The following is a 21,342-nucleotide window of genomic DNA, read 5'->3' as shown; positions in this document are numbered from 1 at the left end:
TTGAAATCCCCAGGGATCGGGGCTCGGTGATGGTGATGTACACCGTTGCCACTAATCGGCAACCGGGGTTGGGAACCAGCCTCGTGAGTCTTGGATGCTTCAGCTCTACTTCAAAGTCCTGTGGGGCTATGAAGCACCTGGGGCAGAGGAAGAGACTAAAATCCTGCCGTCAAGGGGATGGGGAAACCCCATCCGCCTATGCGGTGGGGTAGTTCATTTCAACCGGCCCACCGATCCCGCCACTTGACCGTTCCCTCGGCGGCCAGCAACCAGCGGCGGGCTACCAGGTTTTCTCGGATCGGCGAACGACCCTCTCGCAGCAGAACGTACTTGTAGGCAATGGCTTTACCGGCGCTTTCGTTGAAAGGGATCTCCCCAAACCAGGTGTTGGCGTTGATGTATTCCAGCGGGTAGCCCCGAGCAATGTCCCAATAGCCCAACTCTGGGCAATCCCCGATGACCACAATCCATTCCCCCGGTTGGGTATTTACCCCATTCAGTTGGGCCCGCACGATCACCTGGCCCTTGACTCGCTCTCCCACATGGCTAAGGACGATTACTCCGCGGGTGGGCAAATCCAAACCGTGGATCTTCCCCTCTTTGACCGTAAACTTCTGGCGAGTCAGGATACAGGTGTGCTCCCCATCGGGAAATTCGGTGTCCACCTGCTCCAGGTGGGTGGCCTCCCCCCGATTGAGGGCAACAAAGCAGCGGCTATCCCGATAACGACGGGTATAGCACCAAACCTCCTCTGTCAGATATTTGCGCCACTGGCTGCCCAAAGATACCGCCGGGTTGAGACGGCGCAACCCCGATAGCAGGCGAATCTGCCGATAAAGTGGAGAGTTGGGATCCCAGCTTTCCATCATCGGGCGATTGTAGGGATCGTTGCCCCCATCGGTGTCGTTGTGCAGGTATTGTTCGGTGCCGTAGTAAATACAAGGGATCCCACGGCTGGTCATGATAATGGCGATTGCCACCGCCAGCATTTCCGGATCCGGGTTTAGGGTTTGGAAGCGGCACATGTCGTGGTTGTCGATGAAGGTGATCAGCTCTGTAGCCCCGTTGTAGCGATAATCTTTGGCGATGACGTCATCGACGAGGCGAAAGCCCTCAGCAGCCCCCTGCCCCAAAGCTGCCCGAATAGCCATGCACAGGCCAAAATCCAGGATCGTCATGCCGGAATGGTTGGCAAACTGCACCGAAGCTTCCACATCTGGGCCACTGTAGATCCACTCTCCAAAAACAAAAACATCCGGCTTGTGGGTTTGGATATCGGCATTGAACTCCTGCCAAAACCAGATGGGCATGTGCTTGACAGTATCTACCCGCAGAGCATCCACCCCTCGATCCAACCACTGCTTGATGGCGGACTTGATGTAGTTGCGATAGTCGGGATTGTTTTCGTTAAACGTCGCCAGTCCGGCCAACTCGCAATTTTGCACCTGCCACTCATCTTCCCAGTTCGTCACTTCGCCGTAGTGGTGGTACCAATGGTTTACATCGTTGTTGAAATCGGCAATGAGCTTCCCATCGTCGAACAACTGACCTTTGACGCCCCCTGTATCCGGGCTGCTGTGGTTGCAAACAATGTCCAGCACGAGCTTCATTTTGCGCTTGTGCATCTCCGCAATGAGCCGATCGAAAGTGGTAGGGGCCGGATTGTTGAGCGAGGGATCCTCCCCTTTGGCGATGTAGCGTGGGTTGATGCGCTTAAAGTCTTTCGTCCAGTAGCCGTGCATCGCTGCACTTTCAATAAACAATCGCTCCACTTGCTCGAACAAAGGCGTGAGCCAAATGGCTGTGATCCCCATCTGTTGCAGATAGTCCAGCTTGTCGATTACCCCTTGTAGATCTCCACCCCAGTATTTGCCCCAGTCTTGCCTTTGAGGATCATAAAGTTCTGGGTTCGGCCCTTCGTTATTTTCCGGATCCCCATCAAAAAAACGATCCACCACCAAAAAGTAGATTGTTTCCTGACGGAACTCAATGTCGCGAGTGTAGAGAAACTCCAGATCCCCAGAGGATTCTGAAGGCTCAACAATATCCGCTCGCCGGTTCAGTGTTTCCATAAAAGCAGCCCTCCCACCTTAAAAACAGCTCAACAGACACGAACACAAACTGAAAAAGGCCAGAGGCTGCTGCAAGTCCAGCTTTTACCTCTAGCCCTTAGCCCAGAAGAGGATGCTTCTGTTGCCAATCCTCAAACTTCAAAGCATTCTTTACGCAAAGTGAACAAGTGAAGGTTGTGCCTGCATCAGAAGGCTCGCTCCGCTGAGCGACTCAATCTGCTCAACCCAATTAACCCAAAAGGTTGTCTATACCCTCTTTCACCGCATCTTTCAGATCTTCCTTGGCATGCTGAGCTGCAGCCTCCATTTGCTTGGCCTTGCCCTCTAGTTTTTGCTTTTCATCCCCTGTGAGCTCCCCCACTGCTTCTTGAATCTTGCCCTCGATATTCTTGGCCGTAGCTTCAATCCGGTCTTGAATACTCACAGATGTACCTCCTAGCTCTTGATAACACCGAGCAGCTCGCACGCCTTTTGAATCGATAAACCTGCAATTCAATTGCGCAAGTGCTCACGGCAGAGATGCTAGCACAGAATCCTCAGACTGGGAGTGCTCTCATGGGCACCGTTCCGGTCTGCTTTTGGCCACACTCTTCAAGCGGATCCCTGCCGGCCCGCAACTCACCCGCTTCAGCTGGCGCCAAAATTCATCTCCCCGATGTCCCCAATGGGCCACAGGCTACCGATTGTCCGACGGCTGATGGGCGGAGTTCTTTGGGAGCGCGGCGTAGTGGGGACAACGGCAGGGGCCCAGAGGGTTCACTGCGCAGGGCAGGTGGGGTGACCGAGAAAAGTAGCGGCAGGAGGGATCCCAGGGCAAGCCACAAGAGAGAGTTGGTACGGCCCGGTGGGCGCGCTCGTCCCGGATTGAGAAGCGACGGGATCCACTCTTTTCCAGCAGAGGGATCAACTGCGCCAAGAACGTCAGCCCTAACCACAAACCAACTCCCATGACCAGTGCTTGCACGATCGTTCTCCTTCACTCACCCGTTCAAGAGTGTCGCCTTCCGACCCCGATAGCCTAAGTCAGCTTGTTTCGGCAGAGCTAGAGCGGCAGCCAGTTTTGGAGCTGTCCTTCCCTGCCGACGAGAACCCAGCAGAAAAACCGACTAGAGTGAAATATGGACTGACCCACTGGGCCTTTGGATTCCATGACAACCTCCACCCTTGATGCTGCCGCCATCCTTGAGGCGTTGCGCCCTGTTCAAGATCCGGAGCTGCGCCGCAGCCTGGTGGAACTGAACATGATCCGGGATATTCGCGTCGAGCCTGGGCGAGTGGCCTTTACCCTGGTACTGACCACGCCGGCCTGCCCTTTGCGGGAATTCATTGTGGAGGAGTGCAAAGCTGCCATCCGCCGGTTGACCCCCATCGAAGCCATTGATGTCACGGTAACGGCGGAAACCCCCCGTTCCCCTTCCCTGCCGGATCGCCAGTCCATCCCCGGTGTGCGCAACATCATCGCCATTTCCAGCGGCAAGGGGGGCGTGGGCAAAACCTCGGTGTCGGTGAATGTGGCGGTGGCGCTGGCCCAAAGCGGGGCCCGGGTGGGGCTACTGGATGCCGACATTTACGGCCCCAATGTGCCGCTGATGTTGGGCCTGCAGGATCGGTCTCTGGTTGTGCAAAAACGGGAGGACGGCGGCGAGGATATCTTCCCCCTGGAAAATTACGGCGTCAAGATGGTGTCGATGGGCCTTTTGGTGGGGCGGGATCAGCCGGTGATCTGGCGGGGGCCGATGTTGAACGGGGTGATCCGGCAATTCCTCTATCAGGTGCAGTGGGGAGAGTTGGACTACTTGGTTGTGGATATGCCCCCCGGCACCGGCGATGCTCAGTTGACCCTGGTTCAGGCAGTGCCGCTGGCAGGAGCTGTGATCGTCACCACGCCCCAATCGGTGGCCCTGCTGGACAGCCGCAAGGGCTTGAACATGTTTCGGCAGTTGGGGGTGCCCATCCTGGGCATTGTGGAAAACATGAGCTACTTCGTCCCGCCCGACCTGCCGGATCGCCAGTACGATATTTTCGGCTCAGAAGGGGGAGAGACCACGGCCCGCGAGCTGGGGATCCCTTTGCTGGGGCGGATCCCGCTGGAAATTGCCCTGCGCCAAGGGGGAGATATGGGTACGCCTATTGTCATCGGCCAACCTGAGTCGGCTTCAGCCCGGGCCTTGAAGCAGATTGCCAAAACCTTGGCAGGCCGCGTTTCCATGTTGGCTTTGGGGGCAGGCTAGAAGCGCTCTGCTTCCACCAACGAGACCCCGAAGCTGCGTCCTCCCACCACAATCCCCTCTTGGGCTTTACCGCGCACGGTCACTGTGCTGTTCATGGCCGGCAGCCCCTTGTCGGTGATGACCCAAAGGGAACCGCTGTTGTCTTGGAGCTCATACACACCCTGGCCGAACACCCCTATCTGGTTCACCACGCGACCGCGGACATACACATCGGTGTAGCGGGAAGGATTTTGCTCTACGGTGGCGATGGGAGTTGTGCCGATGCCCAGCCGCGCCAGTTGCCCACACCCTGCCAGGGCTAAGCTGAGGCCCAGCAGGAGCGCCAGGGATCCGCCGCGGAACGATTGGCCAAGTTGCTGTTTCATGGGTTGCTTCCACTGACGAGCACCTGCTCCCAAGATAGCAAGCCGGCAGGGAAATCCACGGCCAAGTTAGAACTTCTCGCCAATGCCGAAATGCAGTTGACCTTGGCCGGCTCCGCCTTGCCCAACCGCGTAGTCGATGCGCAGCGGCCCCAAGGGAGATTGGATGCGAATGCCGACCCCCAGCCCCAAACCACTGCCCGGCTTGTTGCGCACCAGGGCAGGATTGCCGGCCACCGCAGCTCCACTGCCCAGATCAGTGCCGTAGTCGGCGAAAACCACGGCTCCCACCGGGTCAAAAAGGGGGAAACGCAACTCGGCGGTTGCCGTAGCAAAGCTGCGACCGGAACCGATACCCCCCTCGAAAAAGCCCCGCACCGAGTTGCCGCCACCAATGGCAAAAGCATCGTAGGGAGCCAAGTCGCCGATGGTCGTGCCCGCTCGCACATCAAAGGCCAATACCTGCGGTCGCTCGCTGCGGGTTTCAAACAGGTTGACGGGAATGAACTGGCTGTAGCCGGCCTCGAGGCGGTTGGCATTCAAGCCATTTTGAAACAGACGTACCGACTGTTCTGTGGAGATGCGAAAGACCGAGCCCTGGCTGGGGCTGTTGGGGTTGTCGCGGGTATCGTTGATGAGGCCGAGGCGCAGGGTGGTGTAGCTGTCTTGGCCGCTCTCGCTGAAGGTAATCGGGTTGCCCAGCACATCGAAGCGCTGCTGCTCCCCGTTGCTGTTGCGAGCTTCTACAAATTGGATGCGGGTGCCCAAGCTGGCCCGCCAATTGCCCCCAATCGGGCGAGAGAAAGTCACCCCGCCACCAAGACGGTTGATGCGCACGGGATCCCCATTGGGCAGGGTGAATCCCTCATTAAAGACAAAGCTGGAGCTCTGCTGGTTGGAGATGTTGACGTTGTAGGAGGTGGGAATGTCCAGCGTGGCAATCCGCGGGTCGGTGAAGTTTAAGTCGAAGAGGGTTTCGTTGGTGCCCACCTGCACGTTGAAGCTGGCACTTTGGTTGTTGCCGCCCAAGTTTTGTTCGGAGACGTTGAGGCCGGCGAAGACCCCTGTGGCGGAGCTAACGCCGATGGTGCCGCCCAAGGTACCGGTGCGACGTTCTTCCACGTTCACCACCACCACCACCTTGTCGGGATCCTGGCCGGGGTTGAGCCCCACATTCACATCTTGAAACAGGTTGAGATTAAAAACCGCCTGCAGGTCTTCCTGGATTTGGTTGCGGTTAAACACATCCCCCGGCTTGGACTTCAACTCGCGGGTGATGATGAAGTCACGGGTTTTGGTGTTGCCCTGAACGCGAATATCCTCGATCACCCCTTCGGCGATTTCCAGGGTGATGGTGCCGTCTTCAGAGGAGCGCACATCCGTCACTTTGGCCAGCACGTAACCCTTATCGGCGTACCACTGCTCGATCTCGGCCACAGCCAGTTGCAGCTCGCCGAAGTTGAGCACCCGCCCTTCCTGGTCGGCAAAGGCGGCCCGCAGCACTTCCGGATCCAAAACGTTCGCCCCTTCCGTGCGCACGGCTTTCAGGATTGGGTTGGGCTTGACCTCAAAGGTGACCCGCACCCCCAAAGGCGTATCGGAAGGCACTGCCCGCACATCGGCAAACAATCCGGTGGCAAACACGGCATTGATGTCTTCCCGCAACTGGGATCGGGTGGAAACCTCGCCGGCGCGGGTGCGGATGACGCTGTAAACCCGGTTGATCAGCTCCGGATCTTCAGTGCCCTCAACCACTACCTCCGCTACCAACACTTCTGGCTCGCCGGCAGTGGGGGGTGGGGTGGGGGAGGGCTGGGCGGGGGTGTCGCCACCGGTGCGCAGGTCGAGGGTGCCGGGCTGAGGAACCGATTGCGCCCAAGCCGGGGATCCCATCAGCAGAGCGCTACGGGACGCTTCAGCAAACGCAAAAGCGGTGCAGAGCACCATCCCGCGGGTGAGCGCTGAAGTTAGCCAAGGGCGAAGTTGCCTGGAACGATTCATGGGGATCCCTCGCACACCAAAAAGCAAGATTGCAGAGCCGGGCCAAGCTTGCGTTAAAACCCTCTGCCGCCCAGCAGCGGACAATTGCCCTGGATTATATCAATCCCCATCCACCCAGATCCGAGCGTGGCCGCGAACCGGATTGCGGACTTGGGCAGTCTGGAGTGCAAAAAGCAGCCTCCCCCGCTCAAGGCAGGCGCAGGGATCCCCTACAGCGCTGGCCGCAAGACCTCGGCTCGACTTCCTCGGCAGCTAGGTTGACTTGGGAGTTGAGGATGACGACGGTGATGGGAGCAGGAGTGGGAGGCAAAGAGCGGCTGCTCCTCCAGCCCCAACTGTCGGCGTACTGTTGTGGGGGAACGTTGGGCAGGATCAGGACGGTGTTTTGCAGGACGTTGCTTTGCAGGGTGGTGGCGTTGCCGTTCAGGATCGCCATCTGCTGGGTGTGGGAAGTCTGAGCCAGGACGGCTGGAGCAAACCCGAAGCCGAGCAGAGCTGCCACTCCGGGGAGGAGGAGTTGGGTGGACAACATCGAGGATTCTCCACAAGACGCCAGGATGCCGACACTTTAGCCTGCTTTGCCCTCCGCTGAGTTGCCCAAAAAAGCAAAAAAAGCTACGTGATGGGGAGGGATCCCTGCTGGGGGCGTACAGCCGCGCGGCCCAGGCCCACAAAAAAGCCTGCAGAGGGTACTCTGTGCAGGCCTGCCTTACTCATCTTGATTGTCTTGATTGAGCTTGGAAGGAGAAGCCGGCCCCGCTAAGGAGCCCCAGGGGAAATTAGCTCCCCGGCTCAAACACTTTCAGATCGACCACCTTCCCCCCTTGGAACGTCCAGTGGGCAAAGGTTCCAGCCACATCCCCCTTCTCGTCGAAGTCCAGCGAGCCGGAAGCGCCGGTATAGTTGATGTCTTCCCCTTTCTTCAGCAGCTCTACCGCCTTAGCCCACTCGCCGGGCAAGATCTCAGTGCCGGGGGGATTGGCCACTTGGCGCAAGGCATCGCGAACGGCAGTGCCATCGGTGCTGCCGGCTTTTTGGATGGCCAAAGCTAAGAGGAAGGCGGCGTCATAGGCGGTGTCAATGTAGGGGGTGGGAGGTAGCTCCCCGTAGGCAGCTTTGTAGGCGTCCGCAAAGGTCTGGTAGGCCTTGCTGTCGGTGAGGGCCTGGGGCGAGGTGCCGATGGATCCCTCTAGCTTGTCGGCTCCCACCTGGGCTGCCACATCGGGAGAGCGCATGCCATCTGTGAAAATAAATCGGTCAAATAGACCTTCTTCCAAAGCTTGCCGCAAAATGACCACGCCGTTTTCGGGGTAGCCGATCAGCACCAATGCCTGGGGATCCCCTTCCTTCAGTTGGGTCAGCTCACTGCGATAGGAAGCCTTGCCGGGCTCGTAGGGAACAGCCTTGGTGATCTTGCCGCCCTGCTTTTCAAAGGCCGCCTTAAAGCTGTCGGCGAGGCCCTTGCCGTAGTCGTTGTTGATGTAGATGACTGCCAGCCGCTCCAGCTTCTCTTCGCGGGTGACCTGAGCTAGGGCTACCCCTTGGAAAGCATCAGAAGGAACGGTGCGAAACAGAAAATCGTTGTCCTCTAGGGTAGTGATGGTGGGAGCGGTAGAAGCGGGGGAAATTTGGGGGATGCGATTGGGGACAGAAACCGTCGTGGCCACCGGAATGGTGATGCCGCTGCCCAAGGCGCCGATGATGCCGGCCACCTTCTCCACGTTGACCAACCGCTGAGCTGCGTCGATAGCCGGCTGAGCCGACGTCTGGTCATCCGCTTCGACCACTTGAGCAGGGGATCCCAAAATGCCACCGGCAGCGTTGATTTGGTCGAGGGCCAACTTGATGCCCTTGAGGCAATTTTCTCCGTAGGCCTGCAAATCTCCTGTCAAAGACAGCAGAGCCCCAATTTTGACCGGCGTTTGAGCCGCCTGCTGGGCTGTGCCGGGCAGCAGAGTGGTGGCCAGAGCAGCAGCCGTGAGGGCAGCCGCCGCCGCAAAAGCGCGTCGAGTGAGTTTATTCATCCGAGACATAACCAACAACCTCCTGCGAGGGAAGAGAAAGTAGAACTCAGATCGCAAAAGCCGAGTGTTGAATCGTATCCATCAGACGTTGGCTCACCTCAAAGCGTTCCCCATTCCCTCAAAAATAAAGAGGGCTCCAGAAAACAGGCGGGCCAGACTCCGTATCTTGCTTGTTCCTTGGCCGCTACAAAGCCGGCTACAACCTCCAAGGGCAGTTGCCCCCGTAGGAATCCAGGAAGGATAATGGGCAAACCCGGCAATTGGGCTCATTATGAAATACTGAACCCATTGGGCAGCGGGGTTCTTCCGAGGCAGCGGCGTGATTGTTATCGACGACATCTCCAAGCGGTTTGGCGGCATTAGCGCGGTGGATCACTGTTCCTTCCGCATCGAAACCGGTCGGATTACGGGCTTGATCGGCCCGAATGGGGCAGGGAAGACCACGCTCTTTAACATCATCGCCGGGTTTATTCGGCCCAGCAGCGGGCGCATCTGGCTAGATGGGGAAGACATCACCGGCCTGCCCCCTCACCATCTGTTCCGTCGAGGGCTGGTGCGCACCTTTCAGATCCCGCGGGAGTTTGGCCGCATGACCGTCTTGGAGAACTTGATGGTGGTTCCCCCCAACCAGATAGGGGAAAACCTGTTCGCCACTTGGTTCGGTTGGCGGCTGGTGCAACGACAAGAACGCAACCTGCAAGCTCGGGCGGAAGAGGTTCTGGAACGGCTGAACCTGATCCATCTGCGGGATCAACTGGCCATCACCCTTTCCGGCGGGCAAAAAAAACTCCTGGAACTGGGACGTACCTTGATGACCGATGCGCGGGTGATCCTGCTGGATGAACCGGGGGCCGGCGTCAACCGCACCCTGCTGGCGGATTTGATGCGTTTTATCGAGTATCTCAACCGCGAGCGCGGCTGCACCTTCTGCATCATCGAGCACGATCTGGATCTGGTGACCCGTCTCTGCGACCACGTGGTGGTCATGGCTGCCGGCAAGGTTCTCACCCAGGGATCCATGGAGGAGATCAAACAAAACCCAGCCGTGCGGGAGGCCTATTTGGGATCTGTGGCACTGGCCGACTCCCTAAACCCACCCCAGCCCTCCCCTCTGCCTTCGGAGGGATCCCTCTCATGACCCCTTTGCTGGACATCCAAGATCTCTACAGCGGCTACCGGGGGGTGGACATCCTCAAAGGGATCCACCTGAAGGTGAACCCTGGGCAAATGGTGGTGATCATCGGCCCCAATGGAGCCGGCAAATCGACGGTGCTGAAATCCTTATTTGGCTTGGCCACCATCCGCTCAGGCCGAGTGCTGTTTCAGGGATCCGACATCACCCACTTGCCTGCCGAGCAACTGGTGCAGCGGGGAATCGGCTTTGTGCCCCAGACCAACAATGTCTTTCCTTCCCTCACCGTGCAAGAGAACCTGGAGATGGGGGCCTTCATCCGACGCGACAACCCTGCCGCCCAACTGGAGCGGGTTTATGAGCTGTTTCCACCCCTGAAAGAGAAACGACGCCAAGCGGCGGGATCCCTATCGGGTGGACAACGGCAGATGCTGGCCATAGGGCGAGCGTTGATGGTGGAGCCGCAGTTGTTGTTGCTGGATGAGCCGACCGCCGGCCTGTCACCGCTGTACATAGAACAGACCTTCGCCCTCCTGCAAGAGATCAACCGTCTCGGCATCAGCATCCTCATGGTGGAGCAGAATGCCAAGCAGGCCCTGAAGATGGCGGACTGGGGCTACGTTTTGTCCACCGGAGAGAACCGCTTTGAGGATACCGGCCCCAACCTGCTGAGCAATCCTGAGGTGCTGGAGCTGTTCTTGGGTGGTTGAGGCCCTCACCCCCCTCCCCTTTCCCAGAAGGAGAGTCAAGCGGGACTGGCCATTTGCTGCTTGCGCAGTTGAGCTGCTTGGTTGAGAAGAGCCTCCACAAACGTCATCACTTCTTGGGCGGAGTGGCCGGCAGTAAGTTGGGCCAGTTCTTCGCGGCGTTCCCGTTCTCCCAAAAGCTCCACCCGCACAGAAGTTCGTTTTTGGTGCACCACCTTGTGAACCCGCAGGTGGTGATCCGCCAAGGCAGCGATCAGGGGTTGGTGGGTGACGCAGAGGATCTGGTGATCTCGGGCAATGCTGTGCAGCTTGGTGGCGATGGCTTGCGCCACTTTGCCGGACACGCCGGTATCGATCTCGTCGAAAACCATGGTGGCCACCGGATCGATGCGGCTGAATACGGCTTTCAAGGCCAGCAGAAAACGGCTCATCTCGCCGCCCGAGGCAATGCTGGCCAAAGGTTGAAGAGGCTCACCCGGGTTGGGGCTAATCCAAAAGCTCACCTGATCCACCCCCTCTGCTGTCGGGGGGCCGGGTTGGATCTGCACCCGGAATTGCACTGCGCTCATCCCCAGCGGGCTGAGCTCTTCTATGAGGGCCTTTTCCAGTTGACAGGCCGCTTGTTGCCGCAGTTGAGAGAGCACCTGGCAATGGCGCTCCAGGTCTTGGGCAGCTTTGTCCAGCCGCACCTGCAATTCCTCTAGGTCGGTGTTGTCTCCTCGCAGTTGGGCCAACTCCGTCTGCACCCGCTCCGCATGGGCCATCACCTCGGCCAAGGTCGGGCCGTATTTGCGGCAGGCTTGTCTGAGTTGCGCCAAGCGCCGTTCAATTTTGTTCAACCGACCGGGATCTGCCTCCAGCGTCTCGCCGTAGCGAACCAGCTCCCGCCCCACCTCCTCCACCTGAATGAGAGCGCTGCTGACCATTTCCGCCAGAGGGGCTAGGTCGGGATCCCGCTGGGTCATGGTCTGGAGCAGCCGCTCTACCTGGCCCAACAGATCGGCGATGGCCGGTGAGCCACTATCGTTTTGGTAGAGCAGTTGGTGAGCTGCGTAGCTTTGCTGTTGCAGTTCCACGCGGTGGGCCAGGCGCTCCCGTTCCCGCTCCAGCTTGGCCATTTCGTCGGGATCCTCCAGGCGCAGGGCGGCCAGCTCTTGCGCTTGAAACTCCAGTAGGTCTAGCCGTTGCAGGCGCAGTTGTTGGCTTTGCTGGCGGGATTCCACCTCTGTTTTCAGTTGGTTCCAGGTTTGGTAAAGGGCAGCCACCTCCGCCCGTGTTCGCAACAACTCTTCGCCGCCAAAGTCGTCCAGCCAACGGCGCTGGGTTTGGGGAGATTGGATTTGAACGGTTTGCCCCTGGGCAGTGATCTCTACCAATTTGGCCCGCAGGTTGAGCATCTGGGCTTTGTTCACCAGCACCCCATTCACCCGCAGGCGGCTGGTGAGCTTGCCGTTGCGCAACACCAGCTCGCGACTACAAACCAGGCCCTCCTCTAGGGGGTCGATGTGCTCTTGTTCTAGCCAGGCTTGCAGTTCAGGATTAGGACTGAAGATCGCTTCCACCAGACCTCGTTCGCTGCCAGTTCGCAGAGCCCGAGCTGTACCTCCTAGAGCTGCATCCAGCGCATCGAGGATGATGGATTTGCCGGCCCCGGTTTCTCCGGTGAGCACGTTTAGCCCCGCTCGAAAAGGGATCTCCAATTGCTCGATCAGGGCAAAGTTCTCGATCCGCAGCAGGCGCAACATAGGGATCCCGTGGGCTCAGCGTGCCGTTGGCAGTTTTCAGGATAGGGCTTGCAGGGGTCGCTCTGTCCCACGTTAGCGTACCCACCATCCCTCGGCGGACGGGTACAGCGGCCAGCGGGGAGTCTGTTATTGCAGGGGTGGGGAGCACCACCCGTTCTGGTTTGGGGATCCCCTCGGGGAAATTGGCAGCCCGGCTCAGCCCACCAGGGGGTAGCGCTCCATCAGGTAGCAGAGGCAGTCTTGGCGGATGATGCGGCTGTTGAGGGTGAGCATGCCCGGCATGATGGGCACGCTGGTGCGAATTTCTCCATTGCAGGCATAGAAAAAGCGATCCGCCACATTTTGGCCCTGCTCGTCTTGCACCTCCAGGTGGAAGCCGTTGTTCGTCCAGCCAATGGGGGTGTGGGGGGGAAGCTCCCGAAAATTGAGGAGATCCAAATCCGGCGGGAAGCGGATGTGGGAGGGGGATCCCTCTTGGTCGCCATTCTCTTCCCCAAAGCTGAAGCTCACCTGATCCGGGACTTTGACAATGGCGACGCTGTGGAAGAGGTCGATATCTTGGCTGAGGACAGGGCGCTGCGGGATCGCCGACAGGTGCAGGCAGGCTTCCAGAAATTCGTAGGCATGCTGGGTGCCATAGGGCTGATCCGGCTTGCCGCATTCCAGGGTCACCGCCGGGCAGAAGCGCCCGAAGGCCATGCTCTGCACCCCTTCTGGCTTGGTGAAATAGAGGACGGTGCGCCCAAACAAGGTGGCCAGGTGCAGGGTAGGGGCATCCAGGTAATTGACACAGGCGTAGTGGGGGTTGGTGCCCGTGTTGTTGTGGATATCGACGCTGGCAAAAACGCCCCGCTGCTGCATTTGCTGCAGGACGGCCTGGGCCATGGCGTGCTCGGGGGTGGAGCCGGGGCCCCAAATGCGGTTGTAGTCCGGTTGGCCATCTAGCCGCCGTTGCCGGTGGCGGGCAGCCTGCACGTTGCCAATGAAAAGGGAAAGAGAACGGGGCAATTCCCGCTGGGCGTGGTGGCGGAGGAGCTGCCGCACCGCCTGCCAACCGGTGGTTTCGTTGCCGTGCAGCAGGACGGACACAAACAGGGCGGGATCCCGTCGTCCCGGCAGATGGATGAGGGTTGGCCCACCCAATCGGTCGTAAAGCTGATGGGCCTCTAGATCCAGCAGTTGATCCGGTAAATGATCGAGGACGGTGAGCATGCTGTTTGGGCTAAGAGGCTCGATTCAAACTTCTGGCTTCCGGCCCTAGAGTGGGAGGGAGCGGGAGTCCAAATGAACCGTTTCGCTGCGGTAGCTCGGGTCGCGAAAGACCCTCTGAGCAAGAATCTGCCCGCTCGAAATTTGAGCAAGGGTCCACCCTGCCGCTGCGGTGGCCCACCGCTGGTGCAACTGGCTGTGGGGAGAGCCCTAGTTGAGATCCCAGGTGTGTACCGGTTGGCCTTGCCGCTGCCGTTCCCAGTAGGCACAGGTCAATTGTTGCATATCTTTACCATGCCGAGCCACGTAGCGGCGCTGCCAGGTGGCCCCATTCTGCCCCGACTCCACCCGGGCGCGGAGAATGCCCAGGTACTCCTGAATATCGGAGGGGGCCAGATCCAGTTGAACCAAACCCGCCTCTGCTTGGGGGATCAGCTCTTCCAGCAGCAATTGGCGCAGGGATCCCTGCCAACCCTTGAGCCAAGTGATGGGGGCCTCCAGGCCGAAGCGGGCAGCCGTGTAGAAATTGGCGCGGCACTGGGCAAAGCTCAGCTCCTGCTCGGGGGGGACGGGCTGGGATCCCAAGGCTTGTACCAGGCCAAAGTAGAAGGCCGCGTTGGCGATCATGTCGGGTAGGGTTGGGCCTGCCGCCGCCACCCGCTGTTCGATGCGCAGATGGGGAACCGGATCCAAGCCGATGAGGGGGCGGTTCCAGCGCCAGATGGTGCCGTTGTGGAGGCGCAAATGGGCCAGCTCCCAGGGAGAGGCGGCCAACGTTTGCGGCAGCACCACCGGGTAGCGATGCACATTTTCCCAAAACAGCTCCATCAGGGATCCCTGGACATACCCTTGCCCGAAGGTGACGCGGGGGTAGTGGGTGGGGGAGGGCGGGGGTGGCCCATCCAAAGCTTGCTCAAACAAAGGGATGCGGGTTTCTGCCCACAGATCGTGCCCGAACAGGTAGGGGGAATTGGCCGCCAGCGCCACCAAAGGGGCCGAGGCGATGAGAGAAGCGTTGAAGTAGCGGGCTGCCTGGTGGGGGGCCACCTGCAGATGGATTTGGAAAGAGGTGGTTGCCGCTTCCAGCATGATGTCCGGGTGGGTAACCCGCAACCGCCCAGCCGGTCCTTCGATATCTAGCCCCAGGGAAGGGATCGCTTGGGATTGCTCACGCCGGTGCAAGTTCAGGATCTGCTCGTTGAGGGCCAGGTAACGCTTGCGGGGCGAGATCATCTTCAGGGTCAATTGCCGTTGCTGCACCGTAGGCAAGATGCCAATCATCATCAACCCCGCCTGCAGGTATTCAGCCACTTGGCAACAGCGATCCCACGTTTGGCCCAGCTCTTGCTGAAACTGCCGCAGAGCCAAGCCGGTCAAAACTTGGGGCCGGCTGTTGATCTCCACGTTAAACTGGGCCAGTTCCGGCACCACCAGCGGATCGTTCACCGCTTCCAGGTAGGCTGAGTTGATCGGGGCCGGATCCCCCTGAGGGGTGACCAGCCACGCCTCCAGCTCAAACCCGCCCACCGGGGATCCCTGGGCAAAGGGCCGGCAGGCGGGATCCAGCCCCGGCGCACCGGCCAACCAGCGCTCCAGCAAATCCGTCTCTTGCCGGAGTTGAGCGGCGAACTTGGCAAAGTCTTCGGCGCCAAAGCTGAGGCAGGCAATCTCCTGGCCCATCGAGAGAACTCCGCAGAGGGCATGACACCACTGTACTGTCCTTCTCAGGGTCTTCAGCTCTCCAGGAGAAAAATATGGGCAGGCATCGTCCAGGGATCCAACTTGATGTAGTTGGTGGATCCCTGCCAGGAATACTGCTGGCCGTCCAACAGATCGGTCAGCTTAAAGGTTTGCCAATGCTCCAAATCCAGAGCCCCCAAGTTGAGGGTGACCCAGCCGGACTGAATGTGGAAAGGATCCAAATTCACTGCCACCAAAATGCGGTTATCGCCACTGAAGGTGCGCTTGGAATAGCAAATCAGGGCCTCGTTGTCGGTGGGATGAAACACCAAGCTCCAGTCGCTCTGCAGGGCCGGGTTTTGTCGCCGGATCCGGTTCACCTGCTGGATCAAAGGCCGCAAGTTATCCGGGGCATCCAGATCCCAGTGGCGGATTTGATATTTTTCCGAGTCCAGATATTCTTCGCTGCCGGGACGGAGCGGGCGGTTTTCGCAGAGTTCAAAAGCCGGGCCATAGATGCCGTAGCTGGCCCCGAGGGTAGCCGCGAGGATCAAACGCAGCATAAAAGCCGGGCGACCCCCCTTTTGCAAAAACTCGTTCAAAATATCGGGCGTATTGGGCCACAGGTTGGGGCGATAGTACTCCCGCATTGAGCTTTGGGTGAGCTCGGTGAAATACTCGGTCAGGCCCCACTTGTCGTTGCGCCAAGTGAAATAGGTGTAGGACTGGGTAAAGCCCAGCTTGGCCAGCGATTTCATCAGTTTTGGGCGAGTGAACGCTTCGGACAGAAAGATCGTCTCCGGGTGCTTGGCTTTGATCTGACCAATACACCACTCCCAAAAGCCGAATGCCTTGGTGTGGGGGTTATCCACCCGGAAGATCTTGACCCCCTGGTCAATCCAGTATTCGATCACACCTTTCAATTCTTCCCAAAGGGCTTGCCAGTTTTCTGTTTCAAAGTTGAGGGGATAGATATCCTGATACTTTTTGGGCGGGTTCTCCGCATATTGAATGCTGCCATCGGGCCGCTTTTTAAACCATTCCGGGTGCTCTTTTACATAGGGGTGATCCGGAGAGCATTGAAAGGCAATATCCAGGGCGATGTCGATGTGGAACCGTTTGGCTTCCGCCACCAGATGATGAAAGTCGGCCAGGGATCCCAATTGGGGGTGAATGGCTTTGTGCCCGCCTTCCAGCCCGCCGATGGCCCAGGGAGAACCCACGTCCTCTGGCTCGGCGGTCATGGCATTGTTTTTGCCCTTGCGAAAGGTGCGCCCAATGGGATGGATGGGGGGCAGGTAAAGCACATCAAAGCCCATTTCCGCAATCAGCGGCAGCCGCGCGACCACATCTCGGAAGGTGCCGTGGGTGTGTTCGTTGGGGCCACAGGAGCGGGGAAACAGCTCGTACCAGGCACTGAAGCGGGCTTTGACCGGATCCACCCAAACCCGCCGCTCTGGGTAGGTGCTGACAAAAGGGCGCTCGCCGTAAACCTGCATCAGGGATCCCAACGTGGGGGATAGGGCTGCTTCTATGGCGGGATCCCCCCCTTGGCGGAGTGTTTGGGCGTAGTTGCGCAGCTTTGCCTGCAGAGAGTGCTCCGCGCCGCCACCGCGATCGCCGCTTTGCTGTTGGGCGGCCCGCTCGATCAGCTCGGCCCCGATCAGCAGCTCCACAGAAACATCCTGCTCGGCCTCCACCCGCTTGTACAGATCCTGCTGCCAGGTTTTGAAGGGATCCACCCAGGCCAAAATCCGGTAAGAAGCTTGGCCGATCTGAGTGACCTGAAATTGGGCCCGCCAGCGGTCGTTGCCGATGGGATCCATGAAGATCTCCTGCCAACCCTCTGCACCGGCCTCGCGAAAACAGAGCACCGCCGAGAGCTGATCGTGGCCGTCGGCGAAGATGTCCGCTTCCACCACCACATACTCTCCCACCGTCCGCTTGATGGCGTAGCGCCCGCCGTCGATTTCCGGTGTCACCGCCTCGATGATGACGCGCTGCCGACCCTCTACTGGCCACATAGGATCCACCCTCTGTTTGTCTCCTGCCTGTTCGCAGACTGGCTACTCTCCACCCTCTGGTCAGGAAGGCTTGTCCGCCCCCCACGATACCCAGTTATTCAGGACTCCGTCCCGCCAGCGCGACTAGCCAGCCGTTACCGATACATCTTCAATGCGCAGAGCAGGAAAAGCCGTGCTGCCGTTGAAAACGGTCACCTCTTGTGAGATGGCGGAGATATTACGCAAACAATCGTAGAGATTGCCGGCAATGGTGGTCTCCAGGATGGGGCGTTTTTCGCCGCCTTTGACCAAGAAGCCCCCTTTCACCACCCCGGAAAAGTCGCCGGTGATGGGGTTGCTGCTGCCGGAAAGACGGGTGACAATAATGCCCCGCTCCATGGCATACAGCTCAGACAGGGGGGTTGTCCCCGGCGCCACTCTCAAACAAGCTGGCCCCACCCCCGGCAGGCTGCCCGCCCCCCCTGTGGCATGGCCGTTGGACGGGATCCCGGCAGCGCGAGCTTCGTAGCTGTTGTACATGAAGTTGCAGAGGATCCCTTCGTGAACCAAGGGGGTGATTTGGCGAGGGATCCCTTCGCGGTCGAAGGGCTCAATGGGGTAGCCGGGCAGGCCCAGGCCTTCAGAAACCACGGTGAGCAACGGGCTGGCGATCCGGGATCCCATTTTTTGCGCCAGAGGGCTTTTGCCTTTGCGCACCGCATCTGCCCCCAAGACAAAGAGGAGATCCCCCAGGAAGTCCTCCACCACATCTGGAGGGAGAATGATAGGGCCGCGAAAGCTCTCCCCTTCGGTAGCCCCCAGCGCCCCCACACATTTTTGGACAAAGCGATCAAAAGCCCGCTCCAGCGTTGGGATGAGATCGGCCCGCTTCTGGACGCTGTCGCCGTCGTAGGCAAAGCTGCCCACCTCGTCCCCATCAATGGCCATGCCAAAGAGGGAGCCCCCCGCTTCCACGCTGTGATGGTTGGCGCGGATGCCGGTGGAAGAGGCGATAGCCAGGGTCTCTTCCTCAACGCTGAGGGAGCCGCTGTCGATGGTGATGCGAGGGTCTTTGGATCGCACCCACTCCAGCAATTGGGATCCCAACTGGGTCAGGGTGGCGGCATCCAGTTCCAGCAGCCCCGGATCAAGGGCAAAGGGCACCTGGGGCAGAGGTTGGGGCTCCGGCAGCCCGTTGAGGGGATCCGCCGGCGAAGCCTTGGCCATGGCTACAGCCTCAGCCGCCGTCTCGGCCAGCTCTTCCGGGCGGTTGGAGGTGGCAAAGCCCAGCCTGCCGTCGCAGAAAACCCGGATGCCGAACAGGGTCTCGCTGCTGCTGCGGGCCAGGTTGAGGTCATTTTTCTCAAAAGTGACTTCCGTTTCCCGGCCTGAGTTGGCAAACACTTCTGCCTGGTCGGCTCCAGCAGCCAATGCCTTGTGTACACCCTGTTCACAAAGATCCAGCAGGTTTTCCGGGGAAATGATGGAGCTGGGCATAAAAGTGAGATGGCAAGAGGACAGTCCTATTATCGGCCATGGCTCAGAGCTACTTTTCCCTGACCCCCTGCCGTCTATGGAGTCCCAGCACCCACCCCTTCGTCCAACAACGTCACTCTGGTGCGCACCTTCCGGCCCGCTCCCCCTGGGCAACAATCAGCAGAGAGCTACCCACAGGGATTCCACCCTGCAGCAGCAAACAAAGGGGCTGAGATCAAAAGGGATCCCTCGTGGCGCTTTGACCCCACTTGCCGCTTGTCCTTAGCGGCCTGCCGGGTGCAGGAACCCTAGAATGGAAGTTAAGCCTACTTGCCGTGAGTGCCCATGAGCCTTTTGCCCACTTCCGCTGCTCCCCTAGCCATTGCTCCGACAGCAGCCAAGCCAAGGCGACTGGACTTCGAGGTGGTGATTGCCGGAGCTGGGATGGTGGGATCCACCTTGGCAGCCGCTTTGGGTCAGGCCGGAATCCGTGTTGGGCTGATCGAGGGGCGGGATCTCTCGCAGGGGGTGGGGCCCGATGGCCGAGCCAGCGCTTTGGCTCTGGGGACAGCCCGCATTCTGCAGCGAATTGGGGTGTGGCCCCTCATGGAAGCCTGGGGAGTTTCTCCCATTCACCGCATTCAGGTCTCTGATGGGGAAAGCCCCTGGATGGCTCAGTTGTGCCGCGAAACGCTCCAAGCGCCGGCCCTGGGCTACGTCGTGGAAAATCAAATCACCCAAAAGGCCCTGTTGCAGCGCATTCGCGAGTGCCCTTCGGTAACGCTTTTCAGCCCCGCCCAGGTGCAAAGTTTCTCCCCTGCAGCAGATCACCTGCGGGTAGAGCTGCTGGCCCAGGAGGGATCCCGGCAAACCCTGCGGGCTGCTTTGCTGGTGGTTGCAGATGGGGCCCGTTCGCGGCTGCGGGAACAGGCTGGGATCCCGTTATCCTGCTGGGGCTATGGGCAGGTGTGCATCGTTTCCACCCTCACCCATGAGCATCCTCACCAGCAGGTGGCCTACGAGCGCTTTCAGGCCAGCGGCCCCTTCGCCATTTTGCCCACCCCCGATCCCCATCGCAGTTGTGTCGTCTGGACAGTTCGCCAAGCGGATCGAGATTGGCTGATGGGCTTATCTGAGGCTGAGTTTCTGCAGGCCATCCGGCCTTGGTTTGGATCCCAGTTGGGAGCGTTGCTGGCCGCCTCTCCCAGAGCCTGTTATGAGCCACAGCGGGCCCATGCCCAAACCTATATCGGATCCCGGCTGGCTTTGGTGGGGGATGCTGCCCATACCACCCATCCGCTGGGGGGGCAGGGAGCGAATCTGGGCATGCGGGATGTGGCGGCCTTGGCTGCCCTGTTGATCGAAGCCAAAATGGCGGGCCGGGATCCCGGCGATCCGGCTTTGTTAAAAGCCTACGAGCGCTGTCGCCGCCCAGAAAATGCGCTGGTTCTTTTTGCAACCGATGCTGCCAATCGCCTCTTTTCCAACCGAAGCTGGCCGTTGCTGGTCTTGCGTCGCCTGGGCCTGTGGGGACTGGAGGTTTTGCCGCTGCTCAAGCCTGCTTTGATGCGCCAAGCAATGGGGATCCGCCCCCACCAACCCCAACTGCAGCAGCTCCCTTTCCCTGCACCCCCGGAACCTCTGGCTACGCCTGTCTAGATCCGGCCAAACTGTTGAGAGCTGGGCCCAGATCCTCGCCCGCCGCCTTTGTCCCCAGCAGACCAAGCGCTCCACAGGGATCAAGGCTGCTCCAGGGGTAAGTCTGAAAACAGCAATGGGGCAATATTGGCCGCCTGGTTGATCGGGATCTCGTCGTTGACGGCATACTGATAAAACTGATCCAAGCGCCGACACAAACCTTCTGGGGTCAAAGCCTGCACATTGGAGCTGATGATATAGCTTTGGGAAGGAGAGGCGCGAAACGCTTGAAAGGCTTTGCGACAAAAGTCCTGCTTGGCCTCCGGGTCTGCTTGTCGCCACTCTGGCCCCGTAAGTTTGCCGGACAAAGTGGGGCCGGTTGCCGCTCCCAAGGGCAGGCCTGTTCCCAAGATTAGGCCAGCCAGGATCAGAAACAGAAGGCCCCCCTTCAAGACTGCCTGCCAGAAAGAGAACTGAAGCCGTTGCCGGTGCTGCTCCATGGTTGGATAGGCTGGAGTGGAAAGGGATCCCCTCGATCATACCGATCACACATACCGATCACAGGCGGATCTGAGGGAAACTCAGGATCTCGGCTGGCTTTGCCGCTCCCCTCGATCCCCGCTGCCGTCCTCAGGAATGGCCGGAAAGCTGGGTCCCTTTCATCCCTTACCCGCTCGCACCCTCCGTCCCGTGGCTCGCAACAAACCCCGTCGGAAACAGCCTTTCCCGCATCTCCTCGGCTCCAAATGGACTTCCGTTCAGCCTGTTCTGGGTTGGCGACATTTTCAGGTCACCGCTCGCCAACAAGGGGAAGGAGGGCTGGTGTTTGCCGAGCTCAGAGCCGTCTGCGATCCCCAGGTGCGCCTCTGGGTCAACGCGGCCACCCTGAAGAACCGGGATCTTTGGCAGCCGGGCTGGACGCCTCTCGAAGACGGGATCCCCTGTGGGCGGCAGGATCCCCTTCTGGACAGGGCTGGGGGATAGTTTCTCTCAAGCTGGGGCTCAGGGATCGATTAGGAGCATCTCTCTAGTGTGGTGTTTTAATTCAGAAGCTTGAGGAGA

At 59.5% G+C, this 21,342-nt stretch carries 19 protein-coding genes; 6 read left to right on the top strand and 13 right to left on the bottom strand.

What is annotated here, in order from left to right; all coding sequences use genetic code 11:
- On the top strand, positions 1-212 hold a 212-nt coding region (locus NW816_RS07800), incomplete at its 5' end, for a hypothetical protein (protein ID WP_414408789.1).
- A gap of 6 nt (positions 213-218) precedes the next feature.
- Here the strand turns inward: NW816_RS07800 and NW816_RS07795 are convergent.
- The 3 genes from NW816_RS07795 to NW816_RS07785 all read right to left on the bottom strand — a co-directional run bounded on the left by NW816_RS07795 (position 219) and on the right by NW816_RS07785 (position 3,021).
- The gene (locus NW816_RS07795; RefSeq protein WP_414358244.1) at positions 219-2,072 is read right to left on the bottom strand and encodes an alpha-amylase family glycosyl hydrolase; all 1,854 of its coding nucleotides are present in this window, start codon (positions 2,070-2,072) and stop codon (positions 219-221) included.
- A gap of 229 nt (positions 2,073-2,301) precedes the next feature.
- Positions 2,302-2,496, bottom strand: a complete 195-nt coding sequence (locus NW816_RS07790) for a CsbD family protein (RefSeq protein ID WP_414358245.1) — start codon at positions 2,494-2,496, stop codon at positions 2,302-2,304.
- A 252-nt stretch (positions 2,497-2,748) separates the two neighbouring features.
- Positions 2,749-3,021 (bottom strand): DUF6464 family protein, encoded by a 273-nt coding sequence (locus NW816_RS07785; RefSeq protein WP_414408794.1) that lies wholly within the window; start codon positions 3,019-3,021, stop codon positions 2,749-2,751.
- 199 nt (positions 3,022-3,220) lie between these two features.
- On the opposite strand from NW816_RS07785, the gene NW816_RS07780 reads away from it, so the two are divergent.
- Positions 3,221-4,303: an Mrp/NBP35 family ATP-binding protein gene (locus NW816_RS07780; RefSeq protein ID WP_414358250.1), complete on the top strand. Its 1,083-nt coding sequence runs from the start codon at positions 3,221-3,223 to the stop codon at positions 4,301-4,303.
- Here the strand turns inward: NW816_RS07780 and NW816_RS07775 are convergent.
- The 4 genes from NW816_RS07775 to NW816_RS07760 all read right to left on the bottom strand — a co-directional run bounded on the left by NW816_RS07775 (position 4,300) and on the right by NW816_RS07760 (position 8,699).
- Positions 4,300-4,668 (bottom strand): hypothetical protein, encoded by a 369-nt coding sequence (locus NW816_RS07775; protein ID WP_414347463.1) that lies wholly within the window; start codon positions 4,666-4,668, stop codon positions 4,300-4,302. The genes NW816_RS07780 and NW816_RS07775 overlap by 4 nt on opposite strands.
- Before the next feature lie 66 nt (positions 4,669-4,734).
- A complete protein-coding gene (locus NW816_RS07770) occupies positions 4,735-6,666 on the bottom strand; it encodes a BamA/TamA family outer membrane protein (RefSeq protein ID WP_414408788.1) in 1,932 nt (643 codons plus the stop codon).
- A gap of 187 nt (positions 6,667-6,853) precedes the next feature.
- On the bottom strand, positions 6,854-7,198 hold the full coding sequence (locus NW816_RS07765) for a hypothetical protein (RefSeq protein ID WP_011432412.1): 345 nt from the start codon (positions 7,196-7,198) through the stop codon (positions 6,854-6,856).
- 247 nt (positions 7,199-7,445) lie between these two features.
- On the bottom strand, positions 7,446-8,699 hold the full coding sequence (locus tag NW816_RS07760; RefSeq protein WP_414408787.1) for an ABC transporter substrate-binding protein: 1,254 nt from the start codon (positions 8,697-8,699) through the stop codon (positions 7,446-7,448).
- A gap of 310 nt (positions 8,700-9,009) precedes the next feature.
- Here NW816_RS07760 and NW816_RS07755 point away from each other — a divergent pair, with 310 nt between their 5' ends.
- A complete protein-coding gene (locus NW816_RS07755) occupies positions 9,010-9,828 on the top strand; it encodes an ABC transporter ATP-binding protein (RefSeq protein ID WP_414408786.1) in 819 nt (272 codons plus the stop codon).
- Entirely contained in the window at positions 9,825-10,532 is a 708-nt protein-coding gene (locus NW816_RS07750) for an ABC transporter ATP-binding protein (RefSeq protein WP_414373833.1), read from the top strand. The genes NW816_RS07755 and NW816_RS07750 overlap by 4 nt, the downstream gene beginning before the upstream one ends.
- A gap of 35 nt (positions 10,533-10,567) precedes the next feature.
- Here the strand turns inward: NW816_RS07750 and recN are convergent, their stop codons facing one another.
- From recN to NW816_RS07725, 5 genes are all read right to left on the bottom strand, one after another.
- Positions 10,568-12,274, bottom strand: coding sequence for a DNA repair protein RecN (gene recN, locus NW816_RS07745; protein ID WP_414408785.1), 1,707 nt, complete (start codon positions 12,272-12,274; stop codon positions 10,568-10,570).
- A gap of 195 nt (positions 12,275-12,469) precedes the next feature.
- The gene (locus NW816_RS07740; protein ID WP_414408784.1) at positions 12,470-13,486 is read right to left on the bottom strand and encodes a M14 family metallopeptidase; all 1,017 of its coding nucleotides are present in this window, start codon (positions 13,484-13,486) and stop codon (positions 12,470-12,472) included.
- Between the two features lie 207 nt (positions 13,487-13,693).
- Complete coding sequence (locus tag NW816_RS07735) at positions 13,694-15,163, bottom strand: glutamate-cysteine ligase family protein (RefSeq protein ID WP_414408783.1); 1,470 nt, start codon at positions 15,161-15,163, stop codon at positions 13,694-13,696.
- Positions 15,164-15,216: 53 nt separating this feature from the next.
- Positions 15,217-17,187, bottom strand: coding sequence for an alpha-1,4-glucan--maltose-1-phosphate maltosyltransferase (locus NW816_RS07730; protein ID WP_414357914.1), 1,971 nt, complete (start codon positions 17,185-17,187; stop codon positions 15,217-15,219).
- Positions 17,188-17,310: 123 nt separating this feature from the next.
- Positions 17,311-18,663: a TldD/PmbA family protein gene (locus NW816_RS07725; protein WP_414408782.1), complete on the bottom strand. Its 1,353-nt coding sequence runs from the start codon at positions 18,661-18,663 to the stop codon at positions 17,311-17,313.
- A 324-nt stretch (positions 18,664-18,987) separates the two neighbouring features.
- Here NW816_RS07725 and NW816_RS07720 point away from each other — a divergent pair, with 324 nt between their 5' ends.
- Positions 18,988-20,301, top strand: coding sequence for a UbiH/UbiF/VisC/COQ6 family ubiquinone biosynthesis hydroxylase (locus tag NW816_RS07720; RefSeq protein WP_414408781.1), 1,314 nt, complete (start codon positions 18,988-18,990; stop codon positions 20,299-20,301).
- A gap of 80 nt (positions 20,302-20,381) precedes the next feature.
- Here the strand turns inward: NW816_RS07720 and NW816_RS07715 are convergent, their stop codons facing one another.
- Complete coding sequence (locus tag NW816_RS07715; RefSeq protein WP_414329946.1) at positions 20,382-20,732, bottom strand: hypothetical protein; 351 nt, start codon at positions 20,730-20,732, stop codon at positions 20,382-20,384.
- Positions 20,733-20,970: 238 nt separating this feature from the next.
- On the opposite strand from NW816_RS07715, the gene NW816_RS07710 reads away from it, so the two are divergent.
- Positions 20,971-21,264: a TIGR02450 family Trp-rich protein gene (locus NW816_RS07710; RefSeq protein WP_414329949.1), complete on the top strand. Its 294-nt coding sequence runs from the start codon at positions 20,971-20,973 to the stop codon at positions 21,262-21,264.
- Positions 21,265-21,342: the final 78 nt, after the last annotated feature.

It is taken from the genome of Synechococcus sp. W55.1 (assembly GCF_047461655.1).
GTDB lineage: Bacteria > Cyanobacteriota > Cyanobacteriia > Thermostichales > Thermostichaceae > Thermostichus.
The sequence above is the reverse complement of the archived record's forward strand: the minus strand, read 5'-3'. Positions and strand labels throughout refer to the sequence as shown.

Excerpts from the sequence above, each read along its gene's own strand:
- NW816_RS07795 (WP_414358244.1), bottom strand. The coding sequence starts at position 2,072 with ATGGAAACACTGAACCGGCGAGCGGATATTGTTGAGCCTTCAGAATCC.
- NW816_RS07785 (WP_414408794.1), bottom strand. The coding sequence starts at position 3,021 with ATGGGAGTTGGTTTGTGGTTAGGGCTGACGTTCTTGGCGCAGTTGATC.
- NW816_RS07780 (WP_414358250.1), top strand. The coding sequence starts at position 3,221 with ATGACAACCTCCACCCTTGATGCTGCCGCCATCCTTGAGGCGTTGCGC.
- NW816_RS07775 (WP_414347463.1), bottom strand. The coding sequence starts at position 4,668 with ATGAAACAGCAACTTGGCCAATCGTTCCGCGGCGGATCCCTGGCGCTC.
- NW816_RS07770 (WP_414408788.1), bottom strand. The coding sequence starts at position 6,666 with ATGAATCGTTCCAGGCAACTTCGCCCTTGGCTAACTTCAGCGCTCACC.
- NW816_RS07765 (WP_011432412.1), bottom strand. The coding sequence starts at position 7,198 with ATGTTGTCCACCCAACTCCTCCTCCCCGGAGTGGCAGCTCTGCTCGGC.
- NW816_RS07760 (WP_414408787.1), bottom strand. The coding sequence starts at position 8,699 with ATGTCTCGGATGAATAAACTCACTCGACGCGCTTTTGCGGCGGCGGCT.
- NW816_RS07750 (WP_414373833.1), top strand. The coding sequence starts at position 9,825 with ATGACCCCTTTGCTGGACATCCAAGATCTCTACAGCGGCTACCGGGGG.
- recN (WP_414408785.1), bottom strand. The coding sequence starts at position 12,274 with ATGTTGCGCCTGCTGCGGATCGAGAACTTTGCCCTGATCGAGCAATTG.
- NW816_RS07740 (WP_414408784.1), bottom strand. The coding sequence starts at position 13,486 with ATGCTCACCGTCCTCGATCATTTACCGGATCAACTGCTGGATCTAGAG.
- NW816_RS07735 (WP_414408783.1), bottom strand. The coding sequence starts at position 15,163 with ATGGGCCAGGAGATTGCCTGCCTCAGCTTTGGCGCCGAAGACTTTGCC.
- NW816_RS07730 (WP_414357914.1), bottom strand. The coding sequence starts at position 17,187 with ATGTGGCCAGTAGAGGGTCGGCAGCGCGTCATCATCGAGGCGGTGACA.
- NW816_RS07725 (WP_414408782.1), bottom strand. The coding sequence starts at position 18,663 with ATGCCCAGCTCCATCATTTCCCCGGAAAACCTGCTGGATCTTTGTGAA.
- NW816_RS07720 (WP_414408781.1), top strand. The coding sequence starts at position 18,988 with ATGAGCCTTTTGCCCACTTCCGCTGCTCCCCTAGCCATTGCTCCGACA.